This is a genomic window from Agarivorans sp. MS3-6 (assembly GCF_054112545.1).
The window spans coordinates 2,528,366-2,542,933 of sequence record NZ_CM134202.1; the positions used below are offsets into that span (position 1 = coordinate 2,528,366).

The 14,568-nt window shown below is 45.9% G+C and carries 12 protein-coding genes; 3 read left to right on the forward strand and 9 right to left on the reverse strand.

All coding sequences use genetic code 11. The features are described 5' to 3' along the window. Position 1: 1 nt before the first annotated feature. Positions 2–847 carry a DNA ligase gene (locus tag ACVFI8_RS11635; protein ID WP_457871417.1) on the reverse strand — a complete coding sequence of 282 codons (846 nt, stop codon included), beginning with the start codon at positions 845–847 and terminating at the stop codon, positions 2–4. A 117-nt stretch (positions 848–964) separates the two neighbouring features. On the opposite strand from ACVFI8_RS11635, the gene ACVFI8_RS11640 reads away from it, so the two are divergent. Further along, positions 965–1,321 carry a GFA family protein gene (locus ACVFI8_RS11640; protein ID WP_248713320.1) on the forward strand — a complete coding sequence of 119 codons (357 nt, stop codon included), beginning with the start codon at positions 965–967 and terminating at the stop codon, positions 1,319–1,321. Positions 1,322–1,391: 70 nt separating this feature from the next. On the opposite strand, the gene xylA is transcribed toward ACVFI8_RS11640, so the two are convergent. The 7 genes from xylA to xylB all read right to left on the reverse strand — a co-directional run bounded on the left by xylA (position 1,392) and on the right by xylB (position 11,215). Beyond that, positions 1,392–2,714, reverse strand: a complete 1,323-nt coding sequence (gene xylA / locus ACVFI8_RS11645; RefSeq protein ID WP_248713319.1) for a xylose isomerase — start codon at positions 2,712–2,714, stop codon at positions 1,392–1,394. A 304-nt stretch (positions 2,715–3,018) separates the two neighbouring features. Further along, positions 3,019–3,930 (reverse strand): aminoimidazole riboside kinase, encoded by a 912-nt coding sequence (locus ACVFI8_RS11650; RefSeq protein WP_457871418.1) that lies wholly within the window; start codon positions 3,928–3,930, stop codon positions 3,019–3,021. Positions 3,931–4,022: 92 nt separating this feature from the next. Next, on the reverse strand, positions 4,023–4,766 hold the full coding sequence (locus ACVFI8_RS11655; RefSeq protein WP_457871419.1) for a hypothetical protein: 744 nt from the start codon (positions 4,764–4,766) through the stop codon (positions 4,023–4,025). 202 nt (positions 4,767–4,968) lie between these two features. Further along, positions 4,969–6,972 (reverse strand): transketolase, encoded by a 2,004-nt coding sequence (gene tkt / locus ACVFI8_RS11660; RefSeq protein WP_457871420.1) that lies wholly within the window; start codon positions 6,970–6,972, stop codon positions 4,969–4,971. 27 nt (positions 6,973–6,999) lie between these two features. Next, the gene (gene tal, locus ACVFI8_RS11665; protein WP_248713315.1) at positions 7,000–7,959 is read right to left on the reverse strand and encodes a transaldolase; all 960 of its coding nucleotides are present in this window, start codon (positions 7,957–7,959) and stop codon (positions 7,000–7,002) included. A gap of 455 nt (positions 7,960–8,414) precedes the next feature. Further along, positions 8,415–9,629, reverse strand: a complete 1,215-nt coding sequence (locus ACVFI8_RS11670; RefSeq protein WP_248713314.1) for a XylR family transcriptional regulator — start codon at positions 9,627–9,629, stop codon at positions 8,415–8,417. A gap of 134 nt (positions 9,630–9,763) precedes the next feature. Continuing rightward, positions 9,764–11,215: a xylulokinase gene (gene xylB / locus ACVFI8_RS11675; protein ID WP_248713313.1), complete on the reverse strand. Its 1,452-nt coding sequence runs from the start codon at positions 11,213–11,215 to the stop codon at positions 9,764–9,766. Between the two features lie 283 nt (positions 11,216–11,498). Between xylB and ACVFI8_RS11680 the strand changes: the two genes are divergently transcribed. Both ACVFI8_RS11680 and ACVFI8_RS11685 read left to right on the forward strand, forming a co-directional pair. Beyond that, positions 11,499–12,701 (forward strand): XylR family transcriptional regulator, encoded by a 1,203-nt coding sequence (locus ACVFI8_RS11680; protein WP_248713312.1) that lies wholly within the window; start codon positions 11,499–11,501, stop codon positions 12,699–12,701. 84 nt (positions 12,702–12,785) lie between these two features. Continuing rightward, a complete protein-coding gene (locus tag ACVFI8_RS11685) occupies positions 12,786–13,676 on the forward strand; it encodes an aspartoacylase (protein WP_248713311.1) in 891 nt (296 codons plus the stop codon). 116 nt (positions 13,677–13,792) lie between these two features. On the opposite strand, the gene ACVFI8_RS11690 is transcribed toward ACVFI8_RS11685, so the two are convergent. Continuing rightward, positions 13,793–14,518, reverse strand: a complete 726-nt coding sequence (locus ACVFI8_RS11690; RefSeq protein ID WP_248713310.1) for an NAD(P)-dependent oxidoreductase — start codon at positions 14,516–14,518, stop codon at positions 13,793–13,795. Positions 14,519–14,568 lie beyond the last annotated feature (50 nt).

Genomic DNA, 14,568 nt, shown 5'->3' on the forward strand with positions numbered 1-14,568 from the left:
CTTATAAGGCTTGGTGAATGCGCACAAAACGGGCAAAACGAGGTTTGCCGTGTTCGGTTAAGCCATTGTAGCGATATTCAATCACGCTGCCGATAGGGGGTGGTTCGGCCCGTAATTGGTCACTCAAACCACTGCCTATTTTAAATTTTCGACCTTGCGCGTCTTCTACGACTAAGGCACCTAACATACCTCGGTACTTACCTTTTCCATGGCTGTAGGCGATCACCTCCGCCTCGGCATCTTGGTAGCTTTTATACTTGATTAGTGCGTTGCTACGACTCGGTAAATACAGTGATTCAGGGTCTCTTAGCATTAAACCTTCACCGCCCTCAGCACTGATTTGTTGCAGCTGCTGTTCTAATTTTGGCCGCCCTGGATAAGCGCGATAAACGGGTACCTGCATAAAGGCATTGGCTGCACTTAGGGTTTGTAAGTGCCGATAGCGTTGCTGATAAGAACCCAAATAGTGCGGTAAATCAAAGGCAATAAAGCGGACTTCTTGCCACAGTGGCAAGCTGGGGTTGTGTTGATTGATTAAGCCCACTAAGTGACTAAATTGTCCTCTACCCAGCCATAGCTCTCCGTCTACGGCAACCTTGGGTAATTGACTCAGCCACGCCTTGGGTAATTCAATGATGTGGCCGCGACGACTGAGTAGTTGCGTTCCATCCCAATAAGCGCGCACCCCATCATATTTTTCACACACCCAATAGTGTTGCAGCGCTAAATCTTGCTGGTAGTCGGCTGCCAGCATCAGTTGTGGCGGTTGCACTGCTTGGGCAAAAGCCTCGCGACTACTGATTAACAGTAAACAAAGACTGAGTTTGCTACTGAGAGAAGTTTCCATGCGCACCTCTTTATTGACTTAATTGTTACTAATAATAGTGCAAATGAAAAAGGCTCGCTAGCATTTATCGCATTCAGCGTTAAACTCAAAAAAGGTTTATCTCTGAAGGTGAGAATTATGACTAAAAGTTACCTAGGAAGTTGTCATTGTGGCGCGGTGAGGTTTAGCTTGAAAACGAGTTTAGAACCGGCGGTGCGTTGTAACTGCAGCCTTTGCCAGCGTAAAGGTATTGTAATGGTGACAGCTGATGATACGAGTTTCGAGTTATTGTCTGGTGAGCAAGCATTGACGTTGTACCAATGGAATACACAAGTGGCTAAACATTATTTTTGTAAACACTGTGGAATATATACCTTCCATAATCCGCGTACTGCGCCAGCGCTAACTCGGGTTAATGCAGGCTGTTTAGAGGGGGTCGACCCCTTGAGTTTAGATGTGGGGGTAGTGAATGGTGCTGCACTGTCTAGTGAGTAATTTAAGATAAAAAAAGGCCGACGCTGCTGCGTCGGCAATAATGCAAAAGGAACTAACTAATACTCAGGTTTTACTTACTAAAAATATGTTTATTAACGATGTTTTCTAATTCTTCTTGGCGACCAGAAACGTGTGCTGGGTCAATGTTGTCAGCAATCGCTTGTGTGGCTAAAGACTCTAGGCTGTAATCGCCGGTCATGATGCCTTTACCTAAATCACCGTTCCATCCCGCGTAGCGGTCAGTAACAATCTTGCTGATGTCTTGGCTCTCTAGCAAGCTAGCCGCTTTTTCTAGTGCAAGTGCACAAGTATCCATGCCGCCAATGTGGCCGTGGAAGAAGTCAGCGGGATCGATACTTTGACGACGTAGTTTAGTATCAAACATCAAACCACCGTCTTTAAAGCCGCCAGAGCGAAGAATGTCATACATTACCGGTGTCCATTCTTCTACGCTGTTAGGGAATTGGTCAGTATCCCAGCCTAGTTGCGCATCACCACGGTTAGCATCGATAGAGCCAAATAGGCCTAAAGAAATAGCGGTAGCAATTTCGTGATGGAAAGAATGACCCGCTAAAGTAGCGTGGTTAACTTCAATGTTTACTTTCACTTCGTCTTCTAGACCGAACTGTTTTAAGAAACCGTAAACGGTAGCAGTATCGTAATCGTATTGGTGCTTAGTAGGCTCAGCGGGTTTTGGCTCAATCAAAATAGTACCGGTGAAACCGATTTTATGTTTGTGCTCAACCACCATTTGGAACAAGCGACCTAGCTGCTCGCGCTCTTGGCGCAAGTCGGTATTTAGTAGCGTTTCGTAACCTTCACGACCGCCCCATAATACGTAGTTTTCGCCGCCTAGCATCTTAGTTGCGTTCATCGCAGTAAAGATTTGGCTCGCTGCGTAAGCGAAGATTTCAGGATTAGGGTTTGAACCTGCGCCAGACATGTAACGTGCGTTAGAGAACGCATTTGCCGTGCCCCATAACAATTTCATGCCGGTTTCGCTTTGCTTCTGCGCAAGCACATCCATCATGACTTTCATGTTTTCGGTGTACTCTTTTATAGAGTTACCTGCTGGTGCTACGTCAACGTCGTGGAACGAGTAGTAAGGCGTGCCCACTTTAGAGAAGAAATCAAAAGCAACATCGGCTTTCATTTTCGCCATTTCAAGTGCGTTACCTGGTTTTTGCCAAGGGCGATCGAAGGTGCCGGCACCGAAGATATCAAAACCGTCCCAGCAGAAGTTATGCCAGTAACAAGCACCAAAGCGCAGGTGCTCTTCCATGGTTTTACCCATGATTACTTTTTTAGCGTCGTAATGACGAAACGCTAGTGGATTAGTGGACTCTGGCCCTTCGTATGCGATTTTCTCGAACTGCTCAAAATATTGAGTCATGAAACTACTCCTAAAGGAATGTAATACATAGGAGAACCAATCTCCTGCTTGTTAAGTATTGTTAGCCTTAGGATGAATTCTCTCAATTATGAAAAATGCGGTCTTTTTTCAGCTATTTGCTTTTCGTGCGCTAACTCCCGTTTTGAATGGAGGTTTTTTAGGGTTTTTCAGCAAAAGTAGTGATTTCATTGCGTGGATGGGAAATATCGTAATGCGAATTTGGTTGCTGCAGGGTGGGGCGATTCAATCGTGACCACCTAACTTACGGAATAGCACCCAAAACATCGAGGTGTTTTGGCTTAGTTTAGCGCTTAAGGTAGGGAAGCGCCGACATTGCGCCTTTCTCTGCCACCGCCAAGGCTCCACATTTATTACCACGCGCTAAAGCCTCTAGTAGAATGGTTATATCTTGCCACTGACTAAACTGGCATAACTGCGCTAACACGCCACCCACAAAGGCGTCACCAGCGCCGGTAGTATCAACCACTTTGTCCACCGGTTCAGAGGCCACCTGATGCTGCTGACCCTTATAGAGCAGCTGGCTGCCTTGTTCACCCAGCGATAAAATCACAGGGATCTGAAAATTATTATGTAAGTGTTCAATGGCAAGAGACAAATCTTGGCTGTCGGTTAACCATAATGCCTCTTCTTCCGATAATTTTATAAGATCGCACAATGGCAGGTATTGCGTGATATGTAGGCGCATATGTTCGGGGCTGGGCCACAACATTGGGCGCAAATTGAGATCAAAAAACACCCAACCTCCTGCGGTGCTGCATTGTTTGGCCGCCACTGTGGCTGTTTGGCGGCAAGGTTCAGCCGCTAAAGCAATAGAGCTCAATTGTAACCATTGCTCTGATTGAAAAGTGGGTAGTTGGTCAAGGCTTAAAAATTGGTCGGCACTCGGCTTGACTAAAAAGCAAAACTCACGCTCTCCGTGTGGGTCTAAAGATACCATTACCGTAGACGTATGATGCTGTTGGTCAATGTTTAAGCAACGCAGGTCTAAGCCTTCAGCGCGCAGGGTCGCGCTAACACGCTGGCCCATTGGGTCATTGCCTACTCGACCAATAAAACCACTGGCTACGCCTAAGCGCGCTAAGGCCACGGCAACGTTAGCTGGGGCTCCGCCAGGACACATTTTTAGTAGTCCATTAGCCTCGGGGAGCAAGTCAATCACCGCATCACCTAAATTCCAAACCTTTGGCTCATTCATCGCTTTCCCTCGTATCTACGTTTTTTCTGATTCATACTGTTGGCTAATATGATGGCTTAAATCGAGTCTTCGTTGTGTGGCTAGCTTCTAGCTTAAGGCTGCCGTTTTATGCCTGAAAGGGTGTAGGAGTTGTCTAGGTAGTGTTTTTGCACTTTGCTAATAGCCAGATTGAGCCGCAACATAAAATCGGGATGCTTAGCTAAATAGTTCTTAGAAATATAGATACCAAAGGGCGCCGAGCGTTGTACCACTTCAATATACTCGCCGCTAATAATATTGGTATGCACATTAGCCGTTTTAAACACATCGGCCGACAAAAATGCCGCATCAATACGTTTTAAATCAAACAGTAGTTGTGCCAGTTTAGCGACGTTTTTCTGTTTACCGATCACTCGATAATAGTGCTTATTCAACCAACGAAGGGTATTTGTTCCTTCTATCGAGGACACTTTTGCACTTGATTTGAAGCCCTCAGCGTCGGGATCTAAATAGCTGTCATAACGGAAAAACCAGCTCCAGTTATTAAACAAAATTGGGTGAGAAAATACCGCTACTTGGTCACGCTGTTGGTTCTGCGAGGCTAAGAAAAAACCATCTGCCATACCATTCTCTACATCACTAAATGCGCGTTTGTAATTAGGCACCATTTTGCTTTGATAGGAGACGTTTAGCTCTTGCATTATTTTGTCGATGAGAAAATTGCCTCCTGCTAATGGTTGCTCACTGGCAAAGGTATAAGGCACAAAATTGGGATACACCAAACGCAGGGGTTCAGCATAGCTAGGTGGAACGCTTACTCCAATACATAATAAAATTGCCAAGCAAGCTACGCGCACAACATCGACTCCAAAGGGATAAGGTGGTTAGCAATAGTATAGTCAGACCGATGAATATCAATTGCTTAGCGAGCATGTTTAGTTGAAATAGTTGAACTGGATCTTTATTACTGAGGTTTTTGCTGCGGGGGACATTACGTGATTGGGAGAATAATAGGGCGCTATTCGTTTTCAGCTAGCGCCCTATGTGTCCTTTTTTAGTTTAGCTATCTAATAAGCTTAAGCTTTGGTCGACAACATTTTCTACAGTAAAGCCGAACATTTTAAATAGTTCGCCGGCAGGAGCTGATTCACCAAAGGTTGTCATACCTACGGTAACGCCGTCTAGACCAACATACTTGCCCCAAAAGCCAGCTTGTAGGGCTTCTACGGCAACTCGTGCTCGTACTGCTTTAGGTAGCACCGCTTCGCGGTAAGCGGCATCTTGCTTGTCGAAACGCTCGGTACATGGCATAGATACTACCCGTACTTGTTTGCCTTGCTCAGTCAGTTTAACTGCGGCGTTTACCGCTAGCTCAACTTCAGAGCCTGTGGCCATTAAGATTAGCTCTGGCGTACCAGCACAATCTTTAAGCACGTAAGCACCACGATTAATGAGTTCTAACTGCTCACCACTGCGTTTTTGCTGGGCAAGGTTTTGCCGAGAGAAAATTAACGCACTTGGGCCATCATTGCGTTCTACCGCGTTAATCCAAGAAGCGGCAGACTCTACTTGGTCACAAGGGCGCCAGGTTTCCATGTTTGGTGTTAAACGTAGGCTCGCTACTTGCTCAACAGGCTGGTGCGTTGGACCATCTTCACCCAAACCAATAGAATCGTGAGTGTAAACGAAAATAGAGCGTTGCTTCATTAATGCTGCCATACGAACCGCATTACGGGCGTATTCCATGAACATTAAGAAGGTCGCTGAGTAAGGAACAAATCCACCATGTAAAGCAATACCGTTTTGCATTGCCGACATACCAAATTCACGTACACCGTAATGTAAGTAGTTACCTGATGCATCTTCTGCCGTTACTGACTTAGAGCTCGCGTGGAAGGTAAGGTTAGAAGGGGCTAAATCCGCTGAACCGCCTAACAATTCAGGTAAAATTTTACCAATTACATCAAGCGTGTTTTTCGACGCCATACGGCTAGCAATATTAGCAGGCTCGTTTTGCAAGCGTTGCAATAAGGCTTGAGTTTCAGCTTTCCAGTTTTCTGGCAGCGTGCCTTCAACACGGCGTGCGTACTCAGCAGCGAGTTCTGGGTAAGCTTTTTTGTAAGCGGCAAATTTGTCGTTCCACGCTTGTTCTTGAGTGTTGCCCTTGGCTTTGTTATCCCATGCTTGGTAAATGTCAGCAGGCACTTCAAAAGCCGCATATGGCCAGTTCAAGAATTCGCGGGCGGCTTTAATTTCGTCATTACCTAGTGGTGCACCGTGACAGTCGTGTGAACCAGACTTATTCGGTGAACCAAAGCCAATGACTGTTTTAGTACAGATTAGCGTAGGTTTAGTGATGTCACCTTTAGCAGCAACAATCGCGGCATTAATTTGCTCAGGATTGTGTCCGTCGATGTCACGAATTACGTTCCAGCCGTAGGCTTCAAAACGTGCTGGGGTATCATCGGTGAACCAACCTTCAACGTGGCCATCAATAGAAATACCATTGTCATCCCAGAAGGCGATTAGTTTACCTAAGCCTAGGGTGCCAGCCAGTGAAGCCACTTCGTGAGAAATACCTTCCATCAAACAACCGTCGCCCATAAAGGCGTAAGTGAAGTGATCGACAATCTCATGATCTGCACGGTTAAATTGGGCCGCTAACATTTTCTCAGCGAGCGCCATGCCTACCGCATTAGCAATACCTTGGCCTAGTGGACCGGTCGTTGTTTCAACACCAGGAGCATAACCATATTCTGGGTGACCTGGGGTTTTAGAATGCAACTGACGGAAGTTTTTCAACTCTTCTATCGGCAGGGCATAACCGCTTAGGTGAAGTAGCGAGTACAACAACATTGAACCGTGGCCGTTAGACAAAACAAAACGGTCGCGGTTGCTCCAGCTTGGGTTTTCTGGGTTGTGAGCTAAGTGATCACGCCAAAGTACTTCGGCGATGTCAGCCATGCCCATAGGGGCGCCTGGGTGACCTGAGTTAGCTTGTTGAACGCCGTCCATGCTCAAGGCACGGATAGCGTTAGCAAAATGTTGACGAGGGTGAGCCATCTTTAATTTCCTAATAATAAATAATCTTTAAGCTTGCAGTGCTTCAATAAGCATTTTGTCTAGTTTCACTTGGTCAACGGCAAAGGCGCGAATACCTTCAGCCAATTTCTCGGTGGCCATAGCGTCTTCGTTGTGAGCCCAGAAAAACTCGGCTTCGGTCATTGGCGCAGGACGATTATGAGAAACGCCTTTGTCTACTAAGCGCGCTTCTAAAGGAGCGTTGGTTTGGTCTAACTCTTCAAGCAATGCAGGGCCAATTGTTAAACGGTCACAACCGGCTAATTCAACGATTTCACCAATGTTACGGAAGCTCGCGCCCATCACGACAGTGTTATAGCCATGTTCTTTGTAGTATTGGTATATTTCAGTCACAGAGATAACGCCAGGATCCTTCGCGCCAGCGAAATCGGCGTTGCTATCTTTAGCTTTGTACCAATCTAAAATACGACCCACAAAAGGAGAGATAAGGAATACGCCAGCTTCTGCACAGGCACGTGCTTGAGCGAAAGAGAACAATAAAGTTAGGTTACAGTTAATGCCTTCTTTCTCTAATTGTTCTGCAGCGCGAATACCCTGCCAAGTAGAGGCTAGTTTAATCAATACGCGTTCTTTGCTAATGCCGGCCGCTTGGTATAGCTCAATTAAGCGGCGCGCTTTAGTAATACTGGCTTCAGTATCAAAAGACAAACGTGCATCTACTTCAGTAGAAATACGGCCAGGTACTAACTCAAGTACTTTACAACCAATGGTCACGACTAACTTGTCGGCGGCCATTTCGATTTGCTCGGCGGGTACGTCAGATTGCGTTTTTGCCCATTCGGCCACTTCTTTTAGCAAGCTTGAGTACTCAGGCAAACCTAAGGCCTTAACAATTAACGAGGGGTTAGTTGTCGCGTCTTCTGGAGAAAACTTGCGCATGGTGTCCAAATCGCCAGTATCGGCAACTACCGTGGTGTATTGTTTTAGCTGTGTTAGTAGAGAACTCATAAGATGTATAGACCCTTGTAATGAAAACTAATTGTGCGGCTTGTTTGGTGAGCCTTCATTATTGCTGAAGGTCGGTGACCAAAGCTAAGCTTCATGTCCGTATTAAAGTGCCAGACTGGCAGTTGAGCGCAATTACGCTTTTTTTAGCGCTAATGTTGAATTTTCGCAGTCCCAACCTAGATCACACTTTATTTGATGTTTTCTTGGTTTTGACGGCGTAAATCTAATCGCTTCGTCACACTCGAAGCCATGGTGCGCTGAAATAATTTAAAAAGAAACGCGCTTAACTATCAGAGTTTTCATAAGGCTAATGATGTTTTTTTGATCATAACCTGATCTGTTGGTTCGCGTTGTTTCTTTGCAAGCTTCGTTTGATGGCAACTTCGCTTCGCTAAACTCAGTAAAACAGGCACTGCTCATCGAATATAACCAGAATAAAGCGACTATAGCTTGCCTTAAGCGCTGGCCGAAATTGGCTGTTCATCAATAATAAGGGGATCCAGATCTCTATTTGTCACCCCTTTTTGTTCTCGTAGCTTACCTGGTGTCATATTCCAGCGTTTCTTAATGGCGCAAGACAAATACTGCGGGCTACTAAAGCCTACTGTTTTCGCGATTTCACCCAAGGTTTGCTCGGTATCGATGAGTAACTCTAGCGCTAAGTTAAGTTGGGTATCCAGCAAATACGAGTGTAACGATATGCCCAGTTCAGCGTGAAATTTATTGTCGATGGCACCTCTAGAGCAGCCCAGTTCGGCCAAAATTTGCTTCACCTTGATATTGCCTTGATTAATTCGAATCAAGCTAAGAGCGCCACGTACTAGATTATCTTTGAAGTGGAAGTAGTCGGTTGAATCGCGACCAATCACCCGTTCAGGTTGTACATGATGGTGCTGTTTTAGTAATTGCTTTCCGTCCATGAGTGGTTGCAGTAAAGATGCGGCCAAATAGCCCATAGCGCGAGTACCTTGGCGAACCGATGTTAGGGTTGGCAGGCTCAAGGTACAATTTAACTCGTCATCGTCGATACCCATAATTGACACCTCTTCAGGTATCTTTATTTTGGCTAACTCACAGGCATAACTTAGTTGGCGTGCTCGTACATCGTTTGCTGCGATAATCCCAACCGGTTTTGGCAGGCAACGTAGCCAGTCACATAAGCTTTGTAAATCGCTATCCCAACTATCAGCTTCCGCTTTGCCGCTAAACTGACTATAGGCACATTGATTACGCTCGCACCAGTCCTGCAGCATCCGTTCTCGGTCGGCAGACCAATCGTTAAACTGTCGGTTAGGGTAGCCACAAAATGCTAAATGGGTATAACGGCGCATTTTTAAAAAGCGCGCCGCCATATTGATAACTTGTTTGTTATCCGACATGACCAAAGGGTAATTTTGCATGCTGTTAGCCGACAATTCACTACTCGAAATACCGACAACCGGTATGTTGCGAGACTTGATCGCGTCGCGAATTTCAGGGTGATCAAAATCAGCAATAACCCCATCGCCTTGCCACTTGCTAAAGTCATCCACTGAGAATAGGTTTTGCTCGCCAATGAATAAGTTCCAAGGTGCGCCATTTTTCACAAACGAGGAAATGCCGGTAATAATGCCTCGGTCGTAAGCCATATTTGCGTTTAATAGCAACGCTACGCGGTAGTTTTTTGCCATGGTATTTGTCTTCCGTATTACTACGATTATTTCGCTGAAATAAGTCTATTTAAGCCAATGCTTAAATAGATTCACTAATGGTCAATATTGCTAACAGCCATAACAGGGTTATGGCTGTTAGCTGGCCTTAATGATTAAAACAACGGCGCTAGTTTCTGGTAAATAGCTTGGAATGTTGCGCGGCGTGCAGCATAGCTCGCGTGACGTTGAGCATTCACCTGATGCACTTCAACGAGCTCTGGCACAGGGCAAATAAGGTCAAGATCAGCATTATCAGTGACGCCAAGTTGGGCTAAACGAGCCGCACCTAAAGCTGGGCCTACTTCGCCGCCTAAACGGTAACTGACGCTTTGACCAAATACATCGGCTAGCATTTGACGCCAGTATTGGCTGCGTGCGCCACCACCAATTAGGGTGATTTCTTCAGGCTTTAATCCGGTTGAATGGAGTGCATCTAAGCCATCCGCAAAGGCGTAAGCGACACCTTCTAATACTGCGCGGCATAAATCGAGTGGGCCAGTACTGTGGGTCATGCCAAAAAACACGCCTTTAGCTTCTGGGTTGTTATGCGGAGTCCGCTCACCTGAAAGATAAGGTAAGAAGAAAACGGTATCTTCAGATTCTGGTGCGGCTTCAACAGCGGCTAACATGCTTGGTACGTCGGCTTGGCCTGTCAGCTTAACGACCCAATCTAAACATGAAGCAGCACTTAAAATAACCGACATTTGATGCCAAGCACCTGGTAAGGCGTGGCAGAAGCTGTGCAGAGCAGATTCTGGATTACTTAAGTAGCCATCGCTTACTGCAAAGTAAACACCTGAGGTGCCTAGCGACAACATCGCTTGGCCTGGTTTAGTAATGCCCACGCCTACAGCGCCAGCAGCGTTATCACCACCGCCCGCTACTAAAGGTACAGCAGGCATGCCCCAGCGCTCGGCCAGTTCAGGTTTTAGGGTACCGGTGACTTCGCTCCCTTCAAATAGCTCAGGCATGTTGGCGCGGTTTAGGCCGGTAGCGGCCAGTATTTCATCGCTCCAATCACGTTTGGCTACGTCTAACCACATGGTGCCAGCCGCATCAGACATATCGGAAGCAAAGTTACCTGATAACAAATAACGCAAATAATCTTTAGGTAATAATACCTTGTCTACTTGAGCAAATATTTCTGGTTCGTTTTGCTTAATCCACAGTAGTTTAGGCGCGGTAAAACCAGGCATCATCAAGTTGCCAACGATGTCTCGAGAGTTAGGCACTAGGCGTTCTATTTCTTCACATTGAGCGGCGCTGCGACCGTCGTTCCATAAAATCGCCGGGCGTAAAATGTCACCTTTGGCATCGAGTAAGGTTGCGCCATGCATTTGTCCACTTAGGCCAATTGCTTTTACTTGCGCTAAAGAATGCTGCTTACTCAAGCTGGTTAAAGCATCTTGGGTGGCTTGCCACCAATCTTGGGGGGCTTGCTCTGACCATAGTGGAGCAGGCCTAGAAACGCTTAAGCTAGCGGTTGCTTGGCTTAATAGTTCGCCGCTTTCTGCGAGTAAAACCACTTTTACGCCTGAAGTGCCTAAATCAATACCAATGTACATAGAAGTTCCTTATTGGGACGCGAGCTGCTCAACTTGTTTTGTTAAAGACAAATAGACCTAGCTGGTTAATTTAATAAGGCCATCCTGCCGTGAATAGGAAAAGTGACTCAATTACGAAAACTGCTAGTAGGGTAGCGTTTTTCTATGGCGTGCCTGAGTTCACAGTTTCACTCAATTTGTGCATGATCATCATCACATTATGTTTTTTCACGGTGGCATAAAAGCCATTTTTTTTACATAGTAAATTAAATAACCTTAGGCACTACGCTTTTAGGAGCCCCATATGTTTGATAAACGTTTCAAAATCACATTGTTGTTTAATGCTAACAAGGTCTATGACCGCCAGATAATCAAAGGGATCGGGGATTATTTGCAAGCGTCGCAATGTGACTGGGATATTTTTCTTGAGGAAGATTTTCGCTGCCGTATCAATCGGCTGCAGCATTGGGTAGGCGATGGTATTATCGCTGACTTTGATGACCCCGAAATAGAGCAAGCGCTTACTGGTTTGCGGGTACCTGTAGTGGCAGTGGGCAGTTCTTACGAAAACCCTGATCAGTACCCTAAGTTTCCTTATGTGGCTACTGATAACCGCTCCTTGGTAGGAGCGGCGTATGAGCATCTCAAAACCAAAGGCTTAGAATCGTTTGCTTATTATGGTATGCCGCCCAATGAAAATAATCGCTGGGCCATGGAGCGAGAGTCAATCTTTCAGCAGTTAGTGGCTAGCGATGGTTACGAATGTGCGGTATACCGTGGCATGGAAACCACCCCTGAATCTTGGCAATATGCGATGAACCGCTTAGCTGACTGGATCCAGTCACTGCCCAAACCGGTGGGTATTGTTGCAGTATCAGATGCGCGCGCGCGTCATTTACTTCAAGTGTGTGACCACCTAGGCATTATCGTACCTGATAAGGTGTCGATTATTGGCATTGATAATGAAGACTTAACTCGCCACCTAAGCCGAGTGTCTTTAAGCTCGGTAGCGCAGGGCTGTCGTAAAATGGGCTTTCAGGCTGCCAAGCTATTGCACCGTCAATTGCAAGGGCAAGAGCTACGCAACGTACGTGAATTGGTGGGACCAGAACAGGTTATCGAGCGTCAATCAACCGATTTTAAAGCTTTAAAAGACCCTTACGTGATTCAAGCCATGCACTTTATTCGCCACAATGCCTGTAAAGGGATTAAGGTTGAGCAAGTACTCGATTATGTGCGGGTATCTCGTTCAAACTTAGAAAAACGTTTTAAAGATGACATTGGTCACTCGGTACACCAAGAGATCCACTGTGCCAAGCTAGAGCAAGCGATGAGTTTGCTACGTAATACTGAGTTATCAACCTCAGACATCGCAGAGTTATGTGGTTATCCGTCATTGCAATATATGTACGCGGTATTTAAGAAAGACCTAGAGCTCACCCCAAAAGCCTACCGTATCGGTAAGCAAGAGCAAGACCAAGAACAAGATTTAGAATTGGAAGAGTAACAAGCCCGCGCTTTGGCTTGAGTCAAAGCGCGTTTCCTTTTAAGCTCAAGGCTGTTTGCTCAATAGCTTAAAGGAAAGTTTGCTTTGTCTAAAATTAGCACAGTCGCTATCGTTGGCGGTACGCATGGAAACGAATTCAGCGGTATTTATTTACTCAACAAGTGGCAGCAATCTCCCGAACTTATCTCCCGCCCTAGCATCAGCGTAGACACCGTATTTGCTAACCCCAAAGCTTATGGCGAAAACAAGCGTTATATCGATGCCGATCTTAATCGACAGTTTACAATGTCCGAACTGAACGATCTTAGCTTAAGTAACTACGAGCAGTCGCGAGCCAAAGTATTACATCAGCAGCTAGGCCCCAAAGCCAGCCCCAATATGGACTTGGTGATTGATTTACATAACACCACCTCTAATATGGGGCCCACCTTAATCTTGCTCGAGCCAACGCCGTTTTACAAACAACTGGCGGCGTATGTGAAACTACAAATGCCCGAGGCAGTGGTATTTTTAGATGAGCCAGAAGACGATTTAGCCAACCATCGCTTTTTGGCCAGCTGTGGAAAATACGGGGTGTTGGTTGAAGTTGGCCCGCAGCCACAATCAGTATTGCGTCAAGATATTCTTGAGCAAATGGAAAACATGACTGGCCATATTCTCGATTTTGTTGAGTTACACAATCAGCAGCAAGTCCCGGAACTACCCAAGCAAGTAGAAGCCTTTTTATATCTCGATAGTATTAAACTGCCGCTAGATGACCAGGGTGAACGCCTGGCTATGGTGCATAGCAATGTGCAAGACAATGACTTTAAAGCGATAAAGTCTGGAGACCCAATATTCCGCACCTTTACGGGTGAAGATATTTGCTACCAGGGTGAGAAAACGGTGTATCCGGCGTTTATTAACGAAGCTGCCTATTACGATAATGACTTGGCGATGTCGCTACTCGACAAGGTGTACTTAGAGCTAGAGTAGTAGACGGTTAATCCCATAGCGATTAACTGTACCGTTAGTCGCTATTACAAGGTTGTAGGGCAGAGCAGGACTATCCTCTTCATGCTGGGTCTTTGTGTTCTCGTCAGTAAACCATGTTAATTAGACGCATTATAAATAACGGGCCATTGGCCTTTCCATTGTTGCCAGATTAGCTCGTTGATGATCAGTTGCGTCATGAAGTGGGCCACATTGATTCGACTGGTTTTACCTGCATCAAAAATTGCACTGCGTATTGGCGATGAATACACATCGTATTGAGTGACCACATCGTTGTTCACTAGGCTATCAGGTCTGATTGCCGCCCATTCGATGCTATTGTGGCTGGTGCTAAAATGCGACTGCAGATACGCCGCCGCTTCTTCGTTGTCGGCATGCGGGGGTAAGAGCATTCTTATTAACCCTATAATAAAGGATTGTGCAGTCGATATTGTTTCGCCTGCTGGTATGTTTACATTACCGCTTGTATTCATCAGTAGAAACTTTACTGGAGAGGCGGGCTTGCTTCTCTCTATCGCCATGCATAATCGCTGAACGCTATCACTAACGAGTCGCTGTGGTTGGCCAAACATTCCGTGCAACGTTAAGTTGTGACCAAGGCATGAAGCGACCGCTTGGCAGCCTGATACGTGGTGGTGTAGTTCTGTATCGCTCATGTCTAAGAGATTGGCTTGGGTAATCGAAAGTTGCTGATTGTGGATTAATGCGTCAGATAAATATCCCACTGAGCGGACGATAATTTTTACTTTTTGCCCTTGTTTGAGCAATTGCTCAACTAACAACTGACCGGTTGCCCCGCTAGCCCCAACGACCAGAGTAGTCATCGTTTTGTTCTCCCATTATCAATGATGTGGCCTCACTATACTTATACGTA

What these genes read in the sequence shown, in the direction of transcription:
- ACVFI8_RS11635 (WP_457871417.1), bottom strand. Translation starts at nt 847, where the DNA reads ATGGAAACTTCTCTCAGTAGCAAACTCAGTCTTTGTTTACTGTTAATC.
- ACVFI8_RS11640 (WP_248713320.1), top strand. Translation starts at nt 965, where the DNA reads ATGACTAAAAGTTACCTAGGAAGTTGTCATTGTGGCGCGGTGAGGTTT.
- xylA (WP_248713319.1), bottom strand. Translation starts at nt 2,714, where the DNA reads ATGACTCAATATTTTGAGCAGTTCGAGAAAATCGCATACGAAGGGCCA.
- ACVFI8_RS11650 (WP_457871418.1), bottom strand. Translation starts at nt 3,930, where the DNA reads ATGAATGAGCCAAAGGTTTGGAATTTAGGTGATGCGGTGATTGACTTG.
- tkt (WP_457871420.1), bottom strand. Translation starts at nt 6,972, where the DNA reads ATGGCTCACCCTCGTCAACATTTTGCTAACGCTATCCGTGCCTTGAGC.
- tal (WP_248713315.1), bottom strand. Translation starts at nt 7,959, where the DNA reads ATGAGTTCTCTACTAACACAGCTAAAACAATACACCACGGTAGTTGCC.
- ACVFI8_RS11670 (WP_248713314.1), bottom strand. Translation starts at nt 9,629, where the DNA reads ATGGCAAAAAACTACCGCGTAGCGTTGCTATTAAACGCAAATATGGCT.
- xylB (WP_248713313.1), bottom strand. Translation starts at nt 11,215, where the DNA reads ATGTACATTGGTATTGATTTAGGCACTTCAGGCGTAAAAGTGGTTTTA.
- ACVFI8_RS11680 (WP_248713312.1), top strand. Translation starts at nt 11,499, where the DNA reads ATGTTTGATAAACGTTTCAAAATCACATTGTTGTTTAATGCTAACAAG.
- ACVFI8_RS11690 (WP_248713310.1), bottom strand. Translation starts at nt 14,518, where the DNA reads ATGACTACTCTGGTCGTTGGGGCTAGCGGGGCAACCGGTCAGTTGTTA.